The 17,669-nt window shown below is 68.8% G+C and carries 16 protein-coding genes; 12 read left to right on the forward strand and 4 right to left on the reverse strand.

Going from position 1 to position 17,669, the window contains the following annotated elements; genetic code table 11:
• The first annotated feature begins 252 nt into the window (after positions 1–252).
• The 7 genes from HHX41_RS33695 to HHX41_RS33725 all read left to right on the forward strand — a co-directional run bounded on the left by HHX41_RS33695 (position 253) and on the right by HHX41_RS33725 (position 8,280).
• Complete coding sequence (locus HHX41_RS33695) at positions 253–948, forward strand: maleylpyruvate isomerase family mycothiol-dependent enzyme (protein WP_220504651.1); 696 nt, start codon at positions 253–255, stop codon at positions 946–948.
• 115 nt (positions 949–1,063) lie between these two features.
• Complete coding sequence (locus HHX41_RS33700) at positions 1,064–1,825, forward strand: SDR family NAD(P)-dependent oxidoreductase (protein ID WP_182909169.1); 762 nt, start codon at positions 1,064–1,066, stop codon at positions 1,823–1,825.
• A gap of 32 nt (positions 1,826–1,857) precedes the next feature.
• Positions 1,858–2,676, forward strand: a complete 819-nt coding sequence (locus tag HHX41_RS33705; protein WP_169979575.1) for a phytanoyl-CoA dioxygenase family protein — start codon at positions 1,858–1,860, stop codon at positions 2,674–2,676.
• 44 nt (positions 2,677–2,720) lie between these two features.
• Entirely contained in the window at positions 2,721–3,905 is a 1,185-nt protein-coding gene (locus tag HHX41_RS33710; RefSeq protein WP_182909170.1) for an MFS transporter, read from the forward strand.
• A 350-nt stretch (positions 3,906–4,255) separates the two neighbouring features.
• On the forward strand, positions 4,256–5,311 hold the full coding sequence (locus HHX41_RS33715; protein WP_182909171.1) for an ABC transporter substrate-binding protein: 1,056 nt from the start codon (positions 4,256–4,258) through the stop codon (positions 5,309–5,311).
• 27 nt (positions 5,312–5,338) lie between these two features.
• Complete coding sequence (locus HHX41_RS33720) at positions 5,339–7,087, forward strand: iron ABC transporter permease (RefSeq protein ID WP_182909172.1); 1,749 nt, start codon at positions 5,339–5,341, stop codon at positions 7,085–7,087.
• 35 nt (positions 7,088–7,122) lie between these two features.
• Positions 7,123–8,280, forward strand: coding sequence for an ABC transporter ATP-binding protein (locus tag HHX41_RS33725; RefSeq protein ID WP_182909173.1), 1,158 nt, complete (start codon positions 7,123–7,125; stop codon positions 8,278–8,280).
• Between the two features lie 241 nt (positions 8,281–8,521).
• On the opposite strand, the gene HHX41_RS33730 is transcribed toward HHX41_RS33725, so the two are convergent.
• The 3 genes from HHX41_RS33730 to HHX41_RS33740 form a co-directional block, all read right to left on the reverse strand.
• Positions 8,522–9,340, reverse strand: a complete 819-nt coding sequence (locus HHX41_RS33730) for a TauD/TfdA family dioxygenase (RefSeq protein WP_220504652.1) — start codon at positions 9,338–9,340, stop codon at positions 8,522–8,524.
• Positions 9,341–9,798: 458 nt separating this feature from the next.
• Positions 9,799–10,683, reverse strand: coding sequence for a 1,4-dihydroxy-2-naphthoate polyprenyltransferase (locus HHX41_RS33735; protein WP_169979565.1), 885 nt, complete (start codon positions 10,681–10,683; stop codon positions 9,799–9,801).
• A 34-nt stretch (positions 10,684–10,717) separates the two neighbouring features.
• A complete protein-coding gene (locus HHX41_RS33740; protein WP_182909174.1) occupies positions 10,718–11,575 on the reverse strand; it encodes a fumarylacetoacetate hydrolase family protein in 858 nt (285 codons plus the stop codon).
• Positions 11,576–11,702: 127 nt separating this feature from the next.
• Between HHX41_RS33740 and HHX41_RS33745 the strand changes: the two genes are divergently transcribed.
• Together HHX41_RS33745 and HHX41_RS33750 are read left to right on the forward strand one after the other, a co-directional pair.
• Positions 11,703–12,611 (forward strand): NAD(P)-dependent oxidoreductase, encoded by a 909-nt coding sequence (locus HHX41_RS33745; protein ID WP_259401501.1) that lies wholly within the window; start codon positions 11,703–11,705, stop codon positions 12,609–12,611.
• 6 nt (positions 12,612–12,617) lie between these two features.
• Positions 12,618–13,388, forward strand: coding sequence for a GntR family transcriptional regulator (locus HHX41_RS33750; RefSeq protein ID WP_182909176.1), 771 nt, complete (start codon positions 12,618–12,620; stop codon positions 13,386–13,388).
• Here HHX41_RS33750 and HHX41_RS33755 read toward each other — a convergent pair.
• On the reverse strand, positions 13,367–14,158 hold the full coding sequence (locus HHX41_RS33755) for an IclR family transcriptional regulator (RefSeq protein ID WP_182909177.1): 792 nt from the start codon (positions 14,156–14,158) through the stop codon (positions 13,367–13,369). The genes HHX41_RS33750 and HHX41_RS33755 overlap by 22 nt on opposite strands.
• A 157-nt stretch (positions 14,159–14,315) precedes the next feature.
• On the opposite strand from HHX41_RS33755, the gene HHX41_RS33760 reads away from it, so the two are divergent.
• From HHX41_RS33760 to HHX41_RS33770, 3 genes are all read left to right on the forward strand, one after another.
• Positions 14,316–15,350 carry a cupin domain-containing protein gene (locus HHX41_RS33760; protein ID WP_182909178.1) on the forward strand — a complete coding sequence of 345 codons (1,035 nt, stop codon included), beginning with the start codon at positions 14,316–14,318 and terminating at the stop codon, positions 15,348–15,350.
• A gap of 43 nt (positions 15,351–15,393) precedes the next feature.
• The gene (locus HHX41_RS33765) at positions 15,394–16,599 is read left to right on the forward strand and encodes an FAD-dependent monooxygenase (protein ID WP_169979554.1); all 1,206 of its coding nucleotides are present in this window, start codon (positions 15,394–15,396) and stop codon (positions 16,597–16,599) included.
• A gap of 73 nt (positions 16,600–16,672) precedes the next feature.
• A complete protein-coding gene (locus HHX41_RS33770) occupies positions 16,673–17,656 on the forward strand; it encodes an ABC transporter substrate-binding protein (RefSeq protein ID WP_182909179.1) in 984 nt (327 codons plus the stop codon).
• The last annotated feature ends 13 nt before the right edge of the window (positions 17,657–17,669 follow it).

A 17,669-nucleotide genomic window follows, 5' to 3' on the forward strand; every position in this document is an offset into this window, starting at 1 on the left:
CGCGTGTCTCCTGCGTGTCTCCAACATGTTTCCTGGATGTTCCTCATAACAGAATTGCCTGACCGAAGGCGCAGAACGCTTCTTAAACTCATCCGGACACGCGAGATTCAGGAAGTGCCCGATGATCACCGAAGTGACGCCCTCCCCGGTGCGACTGGTCGCAACGGACGCTCCGAACCAGCCTCCGACGACCCCGAGACGGCTCGCTGAGCTCAGCGGCCCGGCACGGCTCGTCGACCGGGCCGAGCGACCGTGAGCCGCACGCGAGTCTGGATGGACGAGGTCAGCACGTTGTTCCTCCTGGCCATGTCCTCCCTCGACGACGACGAGCTGAGCGCACCGACCGCGCTGCCGGGGTGGACGCGGCGACATGTTCTGGCGCACGTCGGATGGAACGCCAGGGCCTTGCAGCGGCTGGTCGGCTGGGCGCGCACCGGTGTGCCCGCGGCGATGTACGCCTCCGCCGAGCAGCGTGTGGCCGACATCGAGGAGGCCGCGGGCTGGGAGGGGCAGCGCCTGCGGGAACTGGTGGCCGCCGGCATGGCGGACCTCGCCGCGGATCTCGACGGCCTGGACGACGACCAATGGCAGGCCCGGCTCGTCGTGCAGGGCCGCACCGTGCGGGCCGCGGAGCTGCCGTGGCTGCGAACCCGCGAGGTCGGCGTTCACGCCGTGGACCTCGGGGCCGGCGTGACCTTCGAGGATCTCGCCGAGGATCTGTGTGCGGCACTCCTGGACGACGTGGCCGGCCGTCGTTCCTCGTTGCGCGAGGACCCCGCCCTGCTCCTGAGGGACGAGGCCGGACGGTCGTGGCCGGTCGAGGGGCACGGCGTCCCGATGACCGTCACGGGGTCGGTGCACCGGCTCGCGAGCTGGCTGACCGGCCGTGGCGGCGAGGGCGTACGAGCCGAGTCCGGTCCGCCGCCGGCCCTGACCCCATGGTTGTAGAGGGGCGCGGCGGCACCGCCACCAGCCCCGCGGAGGCGGGGACGTCCGGCATCGGACGAAATCCTGAACCGTCCGGATCGGTCTTCGGCCCAAGGTCTCGATGAGGAGCACCAGCATGTTGAACCAGCTTCGGTTCACCGGAACCAGCGTCGTCGTCACCGGCGCGGCCGCCGGCATCGGCGCGGCCGTCGCCGAGCAACTGGCCCAGTTGGACGCTCACGTCGTGGCCGTCGACGTCGACGAGACCGGCCTGGCGCGGCTCGTGGAATCGCTCGCGGCGCAGTCGCTTCAGGCGACGAGCGTCGTGGCCGACGTCCGCGAGCCCGCGAGTGCGACGCGTGTCGACGCCGCGGTCGCCGGGACCGGCGTGCCGCTCAAAGCCCTCGTCAACAACGTCGGGGTGAACCGGAAGGCCCCGTTCTCCGAGGTCACCGAGGCCGACTGGAACGAGACCCTGGCGCTGAACCTCACGAGCGCCTTCCGGCTGACCCAGGTTCTTCTGCGGAGACTCCTGGCGGCGCCGGGTGGTGGGGCGGTGGTCAACGTGTCGTCCGTTCACGCCCTCCGGGGCCAGCCGGGGGCCACGGGCTACGCCACCACCAAGGCGGGGCTCATCGGCTTCACCCGGCAGCTGGCGGCCGAATACTCCGAGGCCGGCCTGCGGGCGAACGTCGTCTGCCCGGGGCTCACGATGACCGAACGTATCCTCGCGCGTGGCCATGGGGAGGCGCAGGAGGCGCTTCGCGATCGGCTGCTCGACGGCCGCTTCGCGGAACCGGCCGAGGTCGCCAACGCGATCACGTTCCTCGCCTCCACCGCCGCTTCGTATATCAACGGCGTCGTCCTCCCTGTCGACGGAGGCTTCACCGCCCGCTGAACAACGATCACTATGCGAAAGGGAATTCAGACATGACGATCGCTACGGGCCTGAGCCGGGACCAGGTGGAGGCCTACCGGAGGGACGGCTTCCTCTTTCCTCTGCGGGCCATGTCCGCCGAGAAGGCCGCGGAGTACCGAGCCAGGATGGAGGCGTTCGAGTCCGAGCACGGCGAGCGCGCTTCCGGCATCCTCCGCTCGAAGTCCCACCTGGTGCTGACCTGGGTGAACGAGCTCATCCGGCTCGATTCGGTGCTCGACGCCGTCGAGAGCGTCCTCGGGCCCGACATCTACTGCTGGGGCTCCTCGTTCTTCATCAAGAATCCGCACAACCCCGGGTTCATCGCGTGGCACCAGGACGCGCCGTTCTCCGCCATCCCGCCTGGTGGTGAGATCCTCACGGCGTGGATCGCCCTGGCTCCGAGCACCCTGGAGAACGGCTGCCTCAAGGTCGTCGCCGGCACCCACAAGGAGCAGGCGGAGCACGTGTTCGTCGACAACGACTCCAACATGCTCTCGCAGGGACAGGAGATCGCGGTCGAGGTCGACGAGGCGGACGCGACCGCCATCCAGCTCCTCCCCGGCGAGTTCTCCCTGCACCACCAGTTCATCTTCCACGGCTCCGGCCCCAGCGTGAGTGACGAACGCCGCATCGGCCTCGCGGTCCGGTACATGCGCCCCTTCCCGCGGCAGGACGACGAACCCGTCACCGCGACCCTCGTCCGCGGACAGGACCCGTACGGCACCTTCGAGAACGAGCCGGTGCCGACCACGGATATGGACCCCGCCGCTGTCGCCTACCTCGACGAGCAGCTCATCCGGCGCCACGGCGACCGCTACCGCAAGGCCTGACCAGTGCCGACGGCCGCTGACGCAGCCGATCTTCAGGAGTGCGGATGATCCCGGTCGTGGCCGGTGCCGTCATGTTGGCCACGACCGGGACCCTGCCGGTGTTCATGCTCACCGCGCAATCGGTGCTCGTCACCGACGATCTGGGCCTGACCGATGCGCAGCTGGGCATGCTCGTCACGGTTTTCTACACCGCGTCGGCTCTTTCCTCGATACCGACCGGCCGTGCGGCCGAGCGGCTCGGGACCGGCAGGGCCAGCCGGCTGGCCGCGGGGCTCGCGGCTGTCAGTCTGGTCGGGATCTCCCTACGGCCCACCTCGCCGGTCATGCTCGCCGTGTTCCTGGTGCTCGGCGCGGTGGGCAATTCGATGTCCCAGGCAGCGTCGAACCTGCTTCTCGCCCGGGGCACACCGGCCCGGCGGCAGGGGGCGGCCTTCGGAGTCAAGCAGTCCGCCGTTCCGCTCGCGGCCGCGATCGGCGGTGCCGCCGTGCCCACCGTCGGCGTATCCCTCGGATGGCGGTGGGGCTTCGCGGGGGCGGCCGTCCTCGCTGTGCTGGTCGCGCTGCTCGTGCCCCGCGTCTGCTCCGGTGCCGAGGCGGCCCGGTCCCGGACGACGAGCCGCGACGGCGCCCGGCCGAGGCTTGTCGGCCTGCGTCCTCTGCTGCTGCTCGGGACGGCGACCGCCTTCGGCAGCGCGGCGATGGGCAGCCTCATGGCCTATCTCGTCATCTGGGCGAACCACTCGGGGATGACCGCGGGAAACGCCGGTCTCCTGCTCTCGGTCGCCGGCGTCGGCAGCATCGTCGCGAGGGTGTCCATCGGATTCGTCGCGGACCGCCGGGCGGGCAACAACATGGCCGTGGTCATCGGCCATGTCCTGCTCGGCGTCGTGGGGCTGTGCCTGATCGGCACCGGAGTCGTCCCGCTGATCGTGCTCGGCGCGGTGCTGACCATCTCCATCAGCTGGGCCTGGCCCGGACTGATGCTCTTCACCGTCGTCCGGACCAACCCGTCCTCTCCCGCCGCGGCGACCGGCGTCATCCAGATGGGCGCCTATACGGGAAACGCCGTGGGACCGGGTCTGTTCGGTGTGCTGCTGACCCTCGTGGCCTTCCAGGTAGGCTGGCTGGTCAACGCCGGTCTGCTCGTCATGGCGGCTCTGCTGATGGCATGGGCCCGCCGCCTACGGCTGGTGGAGCGGCGACGACCCGAAGAGCCGCCCACCGTCTGAGCCATCCTGCGCCGCATCGACAGAAATCCGTGGACACCGTCGCCTTCCTGCCCGTCCTCGGCGCGGGCACAGTACGCCGCCCGGCGCACGCGACCTTCACCCGAATGCCCCCATTTCCGTGATCTTCGCCGCGACCGACCGGTGCGGCGGAATCTTTCCAATGTCTCCGCGAGATTCGGGAGGCGAGCGCGTTCGCGCAGTTCAACCGGCATCGATTTCAGATTTTCGGTATGGCCCCGGCCTTTCGCCGGAATGGCTTGGCGCAATCTCGTTCTGCTAGGTGGAATGGTATTGTCGCCGAACAGAGCATGTTCATACGTTGAGCGCACTCTGAAGGGAAGGTAAAGGCAATGAACGCAGGTCGTCGAACCGCTGGTCTCATCGGTGCTGTCGTCGTGGCCCAGGCGGTCCTCGCCGGCTGCGGCAACGGTGGCAATGGCACGGACACCGTGATCCGGGCGGGCGAGGTGAAGCTCGAGGGTGAGCAACTCGTCGCCGCGGCCAAGGAAGAGGGAGAGCTCTCCTTCTACTGCGCCAGCGCTCCGGACACCTGTAAGGCGCTGGCCGACGGTTTCCAGGAGAAGTATCAGGGGACCCGTGTCGTCGTGCTGCGCGTGACCAGCCCGGACCTTTCCGCGCGCTACGCCTCGGAGAAGAAGGCGCGGGCCAAGACCGCGGACGTCCTCCTGCACTCCGACATCCCCTTCATCGCCGTGGGACTCAAGGAGGGCCTCATCACGTCCTTCGGGAAGGCGGGCTACCTGCCCGGGGACTTCCCGAAGGAGTGGGTGGTCTCCACCGGCGAGATCACCGGCACGCCCTTCATCTCCGAGGGCATCGGAATCGGCGTCAACACCGAGGTCGTGCCGCAGTCGGAGCGGCCGACATCGTGGCAGGACATCACCGACCCGAAGTGGCGCGGCAAGATGACGGGCCCGGACAAGACGAACGCCGGCTTCGCGCCGATGTACGGAACCACCGCGGACCACGTGCCGGGGCTGCTGGAAGGGCTGAGCAAGCAGGAGATCTTCGGGGACACCGGCGGCATGGTCAGCCTCACCGAGTCCCTGGGCGCGGGTCAGTACGCCATCCAGACCCTGGCCAGCCCCGTGACCATCGCGGCCGCGAAGCAGAAGGGCGCTCCGGTGGACGTCGTGTACCCGAAGGAGGGGGTGACGGGCCCCGCTTTCGCGTACACGCTGAACCCGGAGCCGGCGAAGCCGCACCTGCAGAAGTTGTTCGCCCAGTACGTCGCCTCCAAGGACGCCGGCGAACGTCTCTCGAAGATCAACGATGCCCTCGCGGCGGCCTACATCGACCTCAAGTTCACCTTCAACCCGCCGAACTTCGAGTACTACACCGAGGCGGGGAAGAAGAAGATCATCGACGCGATGGCCGGCAACTGAGCCACGTGATCGGGAAGTGAGACCAGGATGAGCATCCTGCAGGCGCCGAAGCCTCAGAGCGTGGCAGCGGCCGACACCCGCGGGCGCCAGGTATTTACCCCAGCACGGGTCGTGGTCGCGGTGATCGGCCTGCTGATCAGTGTCCTGATCGGCTATCCCCTGTTACGAGTCCTCGCGGGCATCGTATGGGTGGACGGGCGCCTCAGCACGGCGGCCATCACGGAAACCCTCGCCCTGCCGGAACTCGGCGTGGTGCTGCGCGACACGACGATCGTCGTGGTGAGCGCGGTGGCGATCGCGCTCTTCGTCGGCTCCCTGTTCGCGTGGCTCAACGAGCGTACCGACGCGCGAATGGGGGTGCTCACCGACGTCCTGCCGATCGTCAACTTCCTGATGCCCGGCATCGCCACCGCGGTGGGCTGGCTGCTGCTCCTGTCGTCGCAGGCGGGCTACGTCAACAAGGTGCTGCGCGCGGTGCTCAACTCGGTGTTCGGCATGGACCTGAAGTCCGGACCGCTCTCCGCGCACAGCTGGTACGCGGTGATCGGCGTCTACGCGCTCACCCTGGTCCCCTTCGTCTACCTGGTCGTCTCGGCGGGGCTGCGCAACATCGACTCGCGTCTGGAGGAGCAGTCGAGGATGTGCGGCGCGGGAACGCTGACCACGCTGCGCCGGGTGACTCTGCCGGCGCTGCGGCCGAGCTTCCTGTCCGCGAGCTTCCTCGCCGTCTGGTTCGGCTTCGCGATCTTCTCGGTGCCGGTGGTGCTCGCCGAGCCCGCCGGGATCCAGATCATCTCGGTGCGGATCGTGCACATGCTCACGGAGACCTATCCGCCGAAGACGGCGGTGGCGATCGGGCTGAGCCTGGTGATCCTGGTCTCGCTCGCGGCGATCTGGATGTTGCAGCAGAAGTCGATCCGCAGCCAGCGCTCCGCGATGCTCGGAGGCAAGGGCGCGGGCACCGGCCGCATACCCCTCGGCCGGCTGCGGATCTGGGCGCGGCTGGCGATGCTCGCCTACCTGATCTTCGCGGTGGTGCTCCCGCTGAGCGCCCTCGTGCTCGTCTCTTTCAACGGCTTCTGGGGCAACATCCGCTGGACCGAGCTGTCTGTGGCGCCGTTCCTCGACGTCCTGTCCAAGCCGGCGAACTTCGCCGCTGTCCAGAACAGCCTCGTGTTCGCGCTGATCGTGGCGACGGTCGCCATGCTGCTCTCGGCGTGCATGGCGTGGGCGGCCGTGACGTCTCCCGGCCGTCTGTCCCAGGTAGCGGCCGCGATCGCCAAGGTTCCCGCGGCGGTGCCGCCCATCGTCATCGGCGTCGGTATCGTGCTCGCGGTCGCCGGCCCCCCGTTCTTCCTCGGCGGGACCGCGTTGATCCTCATCCTCGGCTTCCTGATCGTGGCGATGCCCGAAGCGTCCATCACGTCCGAAGCCGCCGTCGGGCAGGTCGGCCATGAGCTCGGCCATGCGTCGGCGCTGTCCGGCGCCTCGCCGCTGCGCACGTTCCGGTCCGTCTACCTGCCCCTGATGATGCCGGGGCTCGCGGCCGGCTGGACCCTCATCTTCGTCAGGATCATGGCCGACGTCGAGATGTCAGTCCTGCTCGCCAGCACCGGGACGCCCGTCATCGGCTTCCAGTTGCTCTCGATCTTCGAGGGCAGCGGAGGCTACGCGGAGCTCGCGGCACTCGCGCTGTTCGTCACGATCACCTCGATCACCATGGTGACGATCGTGCTGAGCACCACCGCAGCACTTCAGCGCCGGCGAAGCCGGTGACACGCCCCGATTTCTTCGGCACTGAGGAGAACCCCATGTCCGTGACCGCCACGACCGCGATTCCGGCGACATCCCCTGATTCCGACGCCGGGCCGGCGCTGAGCATCCGCCAGCTCAAGAAGGTCTTCCACCGCCCCGGCGGGCAGGACGTGCCCGCCGTCGACGACACCACCATGGATGTGGCCAAGGGAGAGCTCCTCGTTCTCCTCGGCGCCAGCGGCTGCGGAAAGAGCACCTTCCTGAGGTGTATCGCCGGCCTGGAGACACCGGACAGCGGCGTCATCGAAAGCCACGGCAGGATCTGGTACTCGTCCCAGGACAGGATGCTGGTTCCCCCGGAGCGGCGCGACCTCAGCATGATCTTCCAGTCGTACGCCCTCTGGCCGCACATGACCATCCGCGACAACGTGGCCTATCCACTCACCGTCGGCAAGAAGCGCCCCTCCCGGACGGAGATCCGGGAACGCGTCGACGATGTCCTGCGGATGATGGGGATCGAGAACCTCGCGGAGCAGTATCCCGCCCAGATCAGTGGCGGCCAGCAGCAGCGGGTCGCCCTGGCCCGGGCGCTTGTCCGAGGCTCCGAGATCGTGCTGTTCGACGAGCCGCTGTCGAACGTCGACGCCCGGGTGCGTGACCAGCTCCGTACGGAGATCCGTGCCATGCAGCAGCGTCTGGGCTTCACCGCGATCTACGTGACGCACGACCAGGAGGAAGCCCTGGCGATCGCGGACCGGATCGCTGTGATCGACCATGGCGTGGTGGCCCACCTGGGTACGCCTCGGGAGGTGTACCTGGCCCCGGCCAATCTCCGGGTCGCCCGGTTCGTGGGCAAGCTGAACGAGGTCGACGGCGTCGTCTCCTCGGTCGAAGGCGGCCGCGTCACGGTGCGGACGGACATCGGAGAGGTCGTCGCGGGCTCCGCGCAGGAGGGACTGGCCGTAGGCGATCCTGCGGTCGCTGTCTGGAGACCCGACCGCGTGCGCCTCGGCGGCGGCACGTCGGGTCCGAACTCCTGGGACGGCGTCGTGACGAGCTCGCACTTCTTCGGTTCCTTCACGGACACCAAGGTGGCTGTCGCCGGCGTGACCGTCCTTACCTGGGACCTCGGCGACTGTCCCCAGCCGATTCAGGGGAGCGTGCGGTTCAGCGTCGCGCCCGACGACGTGCGGGCGCTCAAGCCGATGCCGTGAGTCGCCGCATCGCGGCGTCCCTCAGTTCGATCAGGAGGGCCGGGTCACCCGGCCCTCCTTCGAGTGTCCGCGGTTCGCCGCGAGGCGGAGCGGGAGGTGGGCGAGCTGAACTCGGCGCCAGACCGCGAAAGACGCTCGGCCGGGATACCCCGGCCGAGCGTCTCGCTGTGCTTCTCGACGCCAGTGATCGATCACAGTGTGGCGACGGCCGCTCGAATGCGCCGACGGCGGGCGGCGGTGGTCAGCCGATCACGAGCCGGTGCATGACGCGCAGGTGGCCGGTGGAGTCGTTGATGGCGTAGTGCCAGACCTGACGATTGTCCCAGAAGGCGATGGAGCCCTTCCGCCAGCGGAAGCGGCAGCCGAATTCGGGACGCAGGGCGTGCTGGAAGAGGAAGTTGAGCAGCGGTGTGCTCTCCTCCTCGGTCCATCCGTCGAACCGCACCGTGTAGCCGGGCGACACATACAGCGCCTTGCGCCCCGTTTTCGGGTGGGTCGTCACGACCGGGTGGACGGCGACCTCGGGCCGGGCGGCGATCTCCTCCGGCGTGCGGTTCTTCTGGTTGCGCGCGTGCACGTGGACGCCCTTGAGGTTCTCCAGGGTCTGCTTCAGCCCCTCGGAGAGGTATTCATAGGCGGCCTGCATGTTGATGTACGCGGTGTCGGCGCCGTATTCGGGCACCTGCAAGCCGTACAGCATGGTCCCGTAGGTCGGCTCGTCCCGGTACGTCTGGTCCGCATGCCAGACGCCGCCGACGACGTCCGGCTGGGCTTCGGGCCGGCGGATGAGCTCGTTGATGAGCGGGTGTCCGGCGACGGTGGGAAGGGCCTTGCTGACGCTGATCTCCCCGAAGTGGCCGCCGAACTCGAGGTACTGCTCAGGGGTGAGGTCCTGGTCCCGGAAGAAGATGACGCCGTGCTGGTTGAGCGCGTCCTTGATCGCCTTGATCGTCGCCTGATCCAGCGGCTGCGACAGATCCACTCCGGACAGTTCGGCGCCGAGCATCCCCGTCACGGGAACGACGGACAGCCCCTGGATCGGCTGCGTGGTAATGGTCATTGGTCTTTCCTCTGCACATCAGGTCATCCGTAAAACCATATGACTAGAGGATAGCGCTGAGCTGGAATGGAAACAAGGGGCGTAGATCGGCGCATGGCAAGCCGTGATCGTCGATGTGACGACCTGGTGGAGCTCGTGGGCGGGATGCCGCCTATCCGCGGGACATCACAGGTGGAGGGCGATCCGGCACGAGCCGGACCGGATCGCCGCCGCACGACACCGCGGAGGGGAAGATGGCCCAGGTGGTGTGGGGCGGGCAGTCGGGCAGGCCTGGCGCGCCACCCGCCCGGAGCCGCCCCGTGGCCGTCGCGTCACCGTGGTCGTCGCGTCACCCGTGGCCGTGGCCGACGGAGCGGGGGCGACCCCTGACCGCGGCCGTGAGCGCGCCCTGGCGTGCTCACACACCTCCTGGGCGTCCCAGGAGGTGCGGGAGGTGAGGGACCGGGAGAGAAGGGGTGTCAGGCGGCCACAGCCAGGCCGGCGAACATGCCGAGCGCCCACAGCAGTTCGGCGACGCTCGTCTGTGCCAGCACCGGCACCAGCCGCCCGCCGGTGGCGCCGCGCAGGACGGTCGACACGGCCGGGACCGCGGCGGCCAGGAAGACGAGGCCGAGTAGCGCCCACGGAGACGTTGTCGCGGCCACCACCGCCAGACACAGCACGGCGGCGGCAAGCACCGCCGCGTACAGGAGCCGGGACTTACGGTCTCCGAGCAGGGCCGGGACGGTCAGTTTGCCGGACAGCGGATCGCTGTCGATGTCTCGCAGGTTGTTCGTCAGCATCACCGCGGCGGTGAGGATCCCGACGCCGGTGCCGGCGGCGAGTGTCGGGATCCAGATGCCCGAGAGCGACTCGACCTGGATGTAGGTGATCCCGGTGACGGCCACCGGGCCGAAGAACAGGAAGACCATGACCTCGCCGAGCCCGTGGTAGGCGTACGGTCTGGGTCCCCCGGTGTACGTCCACGCCGCGAGGAGGCACAGGGCGCCCAGTAGCAGCAGGCGTAGGTCTGTCGTCACCGCTATGACGACGCCCGCCACCGCCGCGATGCCCAGCGAGATCAGCGCGGCGGTGCGGACGTGTGCGGGTGCGGCCGCCTTGGAGGCGACGAGCCGCGCCGGACCGATCCGGTTGGTGTCGGTGCCCTTGATGCCGTCGAAGTAGTCATTGGCGTAGTTCGCTCCCGCCTGCACGCCCGCGACGGTGATGAGGGCGAGCAGTGCCTTCGGCCAGCTGGCCGAGCCGGCGAACGCCGCGATCGCGGTTCCGCCCAGAACCGAGGCCATGGCGACGGGGAGTGTCCGGGGGCGGGCGCCCTGGATCCACTCGCGCGGTGAGGTCATGGTCTCCGTCCGGGTCGTCAGGCGTCCGGTCCGGTCACACCTTCGCCTGGGGACGGTCGGCGTACGGCACCGCGCCATTGCTGCTGACAGTGGCGGTAAGTCTACCAACCTGCTCGATTTCGACGACGATCCTGTCGCCGTCACTGAGCGGCCCGACCCCCTCGGGCGTCCCGGTGGCGATGACGTCGCCCGGGAACAGCGTCATCACGGAGCTCGCGTAGGCGATCAGCTGGGGGACACCGAAGATCATCGCCGAGGTGCTGGCATCCTGCCGGAGATCATCGCCCACCCAGCACCTGAGCCGCAGGTCGTCGGGGTCGGCGATCTCGTCCTTGGTGACGATGTACGGCCCGATCGGGGTGAACGTGTCGTACGACTTGCGCGTCGAGCGGTCCTCGGTCGACCGGGTGGTGATGTCGAGCAGGCAGGTGTAGCCGAACACGTAGTCGAGCGCCTCGTCCGCGGAGACGTGCCGCGCCTCGCGGCCGATGACCACCGCGAGCTCGCCCTCCTGGTCCGTCCGCACGTCGGTGTAGGGCAGCTCCACCGTGCCGCCGTCACCGATCACCGACGAACTGGCTTTGAGGAACAGGCCCCACTCGTTGATCGTCGTCGGGTTCCCCATCTCCTCGACATGCGCCCGGTAGTTCGCGGGGGCGCCGAGAATCTTGTCCGGGTGCGGCAGCGGGGCCCTCCAGCGCGGGTTCGCCACGCGCGGAGCCGAGCGCAGGGCTTCCTCGGTCAGCCTGGCCTCGAGCTGCCCGCACGCGATGAGCGCGTGCAGCAGTCCCTGCCGGCCGGCGGAGTGGACGCCGGCGATCTCTGTCACGTCGAGGACCTCGTCCTTGTGGATGACACCGAGCCGGTCGTCGTCGAACACGCCCAAACGCATGCGCTCTCCTGGGGTTGCTGAAGGGGCTGAAGGAATCATGGGGGGAAGTGATACGGTATCATGTATGACCAGACGACTTGGGGGCGGGTGCCCGTACGTCGTCCCGTCGGGCCCGTGAGACGCGCAGATGAGGTGCACCGTGCGATCCAATGAGGTACTCGGCTTCGTCGGTCTGGGGGCCATGGGGCGGCCGATGGCGGAGCACCTGCGGGACGCGGGCTTTCCCCTCGTCGTCCACGACGTGTCCGCGGCGGCGTCTTCTCTTTCCGGTGTCACCGTTGCCGCCACTCCGGCGGAGGTGGCAGATCGGGCTGATGTGGTCTTCCTCTGCCTCCCGGACGCGCACGCTGTCCGGGAGGTCGTTCTGGGACCTCAGGGACTGCGCCTGGGAGAGCGGATGTCCGTGCTCGTGCACACCGGGACGTCCGGGGCGCCGGTCGTGCAGGAGATGGCGTCGGCGCTGGCAACCGTTTCGGTCGTCGACGCGCCCGTCACCGGCGGCGTGCCGCGGGCGCGCGCCGGGTCGCTGACCGCCATCGTAGCGGGGCCGGTGGTGGCGGTCGAGCGTGTCCGGCCCTACCTGGACGCCTTCGCCACGAAGGTGGCGCACGTCAGTGCCAACCCCGGCGACGCGCAGCGGATGAAGCTGGTCAACAACTTCCTCTCCGCGGGCAATCTCGCGCTGGCCTGCGAGGCCATGGTCCTCGGCCAGAAGCTGGGCCTGGACCCGAAGGCCATCGTGGACGTCGTCAACAGCGGTTCGGGCCAGAACAGCGCGACCCTGACGAAGATCCCGGAAAACGTCATTCCGCGGAAATTCTCCCGCGGCGGCGCCATCGGCATGCTGCTCAAGGACCTGCGCGAGGCCGAGGACGAGGCCCGGGCCAACGGGGTCGAGACCCCGCTCGGCGACGCGGTGCGTGCGGTGTTCGCGCGTGCGATCGCCGAAGGCTCGCCGCGAGACGACTCGACGTCGGTCATCTGCCACATGGAGCGGGCTGCCGGGCTGCACAGCCACATGTCGGCCGAGGACTGAGGACCTATGAACACGACACCGGACACGTCGTTGCTCCGCCCGCTGTACCAGCGGGTGTACGCCGTTCTGCTGCAGCGGATCTCGGAAGGAGAGTATCCGGTGGGCTCGGCCCTGCCCTCGGAGTCCCGCCTGTCCGAGGAGTTCGCGGTCAGCAAGGCGACCATCCGCAAGGCGGTCGACGAGATGGTCGTCCGCGGCTACGTCGTGCGTCGGCAGGGCAGCGGCACCTACGTCAGCGCCAGGGGCCTGCGGCCGGAAGGCGGCGTCTTCGTGGGATCCATGGACGACCTGATCTCCGGCACGCCGCATCTGCCCGTTCACGACGTGCGCGTCTCGCGGGGTGTGCGCTTTCCGCAGGACGTCCGCGAGGTGTTCTCGCCGGGCGTCGAGAGCGGGACCATAGTCCGCAGCAGGCGCAAGTCCGGAGACACGATCTTCGTCTACTCCGTCCACTACCTGTCGCCCGGGATCGAGCCGCTCATCACCGAGGAGGAGCTCCGGGAGGGCGGCATGATGGCTCTGCTTCGCCGGCGCGGTGTGCCGCTCACCGCGGTCGAGCAGACCATGTCAGCCCGGCTCGCCGATGTCGAGGTGGCGGAGGAGTTCGACATCGGCGTCGGCTCGCCGGTTCTGCTGGCCCGCCGCGTGCTCTACGCGCAGGAAGGCCCGGTGGACGTGACGCGGATCTGGTACCGCGGGGACATGTTCCAGTGGCGGGCCTCGCTGCGCCTGGCGGAGGGCCAGGAGGACGGAATCTACTCGGCGTCGGCGCGCTGAGGCAGTCCGCTTCGGGGGCTGCCCCGAAGGTCCCGCTCGACGGCGGCGACGGTCGACGCGATCTCCGCGTTGAGCCTCGACAGCTGGTCCCTGCGGAACCGGGACGTGGGCATCGCCAGCGACATGGCCGCTATGACCTCCTCGTTCGGCTGCCTGACCGCGCGCGCCACCGCGGTCACGCCGCGCTCGGTGCGCTTGTGCTGATCGTTGATCGCGAACCCACGCCGCCGCACCATGTCCAGGATCTTGAGCAGGCTGTCGAGCTGTGACGGGTCGAACTCCGGCTCCGCGGTCAGGCGCTCGACCAGTTCCTCCGGCGGCAGCGCCGCCAGGAGGACCCTTCCCCCGGAGATGTCCCATGCCGGGAACAGCTGACCCTCGCGGTCGCCGACCTTCAGCAGGTGGGTCGACTCCACGCACGCGATGAACCGGACGTGGAGACCGGACAGGACCTGAAGGTTCACCGTCTCACCGGTCGTATCGCGCAGCGTCTGCAGGTGGGGCATCGCGAAGGCGCGCAGCTCCGCGACCTGGGTGGAGTTGAGGCCGATCGGCCGCAGGGCCGGCCCGGCGTCGTACCGGCGGTCCTCGTTCTGCTGGGCGAAACCGCGGTACACGAGCATGGCCAGCAGCCGATGTGCCGTCGAGCGGGCGATCTTCAAGCGGCTCGCGAGCTCCGAGCTTCGCATCGGGCCCTCCTGCTGAAGGAGGAGGGCGAGCCTGAGCGCGTGGTCGACGGAAGAGACCGCGTAGTCGGGGCGATTCTTCATGGCGGCATCGTATATCGGATCAGCGGAATCGCGATTAGCCTCTCAGGTGATGGTCGCCGGTCCCCAGAGTCCGCTCCCTCGGCATAGCCGGGCGGACAGCCGGCACCACGAGCGCGGGAACCCGCGCTACTACATCGACGCCGGAAGTGAGGACGCGATGGCGACATCGACTGAGAAGCGCGGGGCTTTGGCCGAGTCCTACTACGAGCGCGTTCGCGAGGCGCACCTCGTGGCACTGTGGCGGGTCCCGGAGACGGACGCGCCGGAGCCCGCGCCGGCGGAGTCGCCGCATGTCTGGCGCTACGACGAGCTCATCGGTTTGCTCAAGGAGGCCTGCGCCCTCGACCTCGGAGGCGAGTCCGACCGGCGGGCGCTCAACGCCGTGAACCCCGGCCGCCTTTGGGGGACGACGCAGAGCATGGTGGCCGGCTACCAGATGGTGCTCCCCGGTGAGAGCGCCCCTGCGCACCGGCACACCCCTGCCGCGATCCGCCTCATGTTGTCGGGGCGGGGGTACACGGTGGTGGAAGGCGAGGCCGTCTTCATGGAGCCGGGCGACCTTGTGCTCACCCCCGGGTGGACCTGGCATGACCACCGCAACGACGGAGACGAGACGATGGTCTGGCTCGACGGCCTCGACGTCCCGTTCGTCCGCGGTATGAACGCCCAGTTCTACGAGGACTTCGAGGGTAAGCAGCTGCAGCCCAAGCTCGTTCCGGACAACGCCAGCGTGTCGCGCTTCGGCTCCGGCGTGGTCCCCTCGGACGAGCCCGCCGTCACCAGGCACTCCCCGCTGACCAAGTATCCGTACGGCTCCACACTGGCGAGCCTGCGGCGGCTGCGCGAGGTGAAGGGTGACCCGGAGCACGGCGTGTCCATCGACTTCGTCCATCCGCTCACCGGCGGCCCCGTGCTGCCCACGATGGCCTGCGCCATGCAGTTGCTCCCTCCGGGCCGCGCGACCCAGGCGCGCCGGCACACGTCCAGCACCGTCTTCTGCGTCACCCAGGGCGAGGGTTACACCGTCGTCAACGGTGAGCGCATGGACTGGAAGCACAAGGACTTCTTCGTGGTGCCGTCCTGGACCTGGTACGAGCACCACGCCACCGGTACCGAGGACGTGACGCTGTTCTCGATGAGCGACCGACCGCTCCTGGAGCCGTTCGGGCTCTACCGGGAGCAGGTGCGCTGAGGGATCGGACGAGTTGAGAGCAGATAGGACTAGACAGTTGAATTTGGCACAGCGAGCCCTTCCTCGGGTCGTCGTGGTCGGTGGCGGCATCGGGGGGTTCACGACGGCGCTGGCGCTGGCCCTGCGGGGGATGGAGGTGCAGGTCCTCGAACGAGCCCCCGAGTTCACGGAGATCGGCGCCGGGCTTCAGTTCGGCCCCAACGCCAACCGGGCCCTTGAGCGCCTCGGCGTACTCGACGCCGTGCTCAAGACGGCGGTGCTGCCGACGAAGTTCGCCATCATGGACGTCTACACGGGTGCCGAGCTCTACCACGCCAAGCTCGGCGAGGTTCTGGCCAGCCGCTACGGGGCGCCGTACACGGTCATGCACCGTCATGACCTGCTCACCGCGCTCATGGAGGGCGCGAGGGCGACCGGGCGCGTGGAGGCCCTGCCGGGCAAGGAGGTCGTCGACCTGGCTCAGGACAGCACCGGCGTCCGGGTCACCTGCGCGGACGGCTCGACGTACCAGGGGGACGTGCTCGTCGGGGCGGACGGGGTGCGCTCCATCGTGCGCAGGCTCGTCCTCGACGACTCGGAGCCGCTGATGTCCGAGTACGTCATCTACCGCGGGCCCGGTCCCCGGCCGGAGGGCATCGAGGACGCCGTGATGCTGTACACCGGCGACCAGATGCACCTGATGCAGTACCCCATCCAGGGGGGTGCCATGGTCAACCGCGTCCTGTCCTTCCGCAGCACGAAGGGGAAACCCGGAAGCGACGAGTGGGGCACGCCGGAGGAGCTGTTCGACCGGTTCAGCGTGGCCTGCGACCACGTGCGGGCGGCGCTGCCGACGCTGGACCTGGAGAAGAAGTGGGTGCAGTTCGACCGGGCGCCCCTGGCGGGGTGGGCGCAGGGACGAGTCGCGCTCCTGGGCGACGCGGCTCATGCCATGCGGCAGTACCTCGCGCAGGGTGCCGGGCAGGCGGTGGAGGACGCTCTCGCCCTCGCCGAAGCCCTCAGCGCGCGGCCGGACGACATCCCGGCGGCACTGGCGCGCTACGAGGAGGTCCGCTTCCCGCGCGCCAGCGCCGTCCAGATGAACACGCGCTTCTTCGGGGAGTTCACCCACTTCGGGGGCATCGAGGCACTGGTCCGGAACTATCTTCTGAAGATCCTGTCGAGCGACGACTACGAGCTCGTGGAGTGGCTCTACGGTGACGGCAGCGTCCCGCCCCCCGTCCCGCCGAGAAGCCTGAACCTGTACTGATGCCCGTCCTTCCGGGATGGCGGCGCGTGACGCCGCGCCGGAAGGAACTGGAGAAGGACAACGAGGACAACAAGTGGTTGAACGAATCACATTGGCGTGCGGGCCCTACGACCGCACCGCGGCACTCGCCGACGGCCGGGTCAGGGTGCAAGGCGTCGACCTGAACTATCTGCCCCTGAGCGCCGAGGAGATCTTCTTCCGGATGGCCCGGCACGGGGAGTTCGACGTGGCGGAGATGTCGCTGTCCTCGTACACCCTGAGCGTTCTGCGCGGGCGGCCGTTCGTGGCGATCCCCGTCTTCCCCTCCAGAACCTTCCGGCACCACGGCGTCTACGTCCGCGGTGACAGCGACTACACCGACCCGTCGCAACTGGCGGGCAAGACGGTGGGCATCCCGGAGTACCAGATGACCGCGGCGGTGTGGATTCGCGGCATCCTCCAGGAGCACCATGGGCTGCCCGTCGACTCGGTGAGGTACCGAACCGGCGGACTGCTCGAACCCGGCCGGATCGAGAAGCTCACGATCGACGTCCCGGGCGTCGACATCGCGCCGATTCCCACCGGCACCACGTTGTCGGACATGTTGGAGCGCGGCCAGATCGACGCGCTGTACACCGCCCGGACGCCCCGGGGCTTCGGCGGCCCGGACAGCAACATCCGCCGGCTGTGGAGCGAGCCGATGGACGTCGAGTCCGACTACTTCCGTCAGACCGGCATCTTCCCGATCATGCACACCGTCGTCATCCGCTCCGACGTGTACGAGCGCAACCGCTGGCTGGCCCGCTCCCTGATGAACGCCTTCTCCGAGGCGAAGGCTCTGGCCGCCCAGTCCCTCGCCGAGGTCGTGGCGCTGTCCAATCTCCTACCCTGGGGCTACCGGCAGGCGGAGCACGTCCGCGAGCTCATGGGAACGGATCACTGGCCGTACGGCATCGAGGAGAACCGGGCCTGCCTCACCACCTTCCTCGGCTACATGCGGGCCCAGGGCCTCACGCAGCGGCTTGTCAGCCCCGAGGAGATCTTCGCCCCCGAGACCCACGACGAATTCGTCGTCTGATTACGGAGTGATG

The organism is Microbispora sp. H13382 (assembly GCF_014161445.1).
Classification (GTDB): domain Bacteria; phylum Actinomycetota; class Actinomycetes; order Streptosporangiales; family Streptosporangiaceae; genus Microbispora.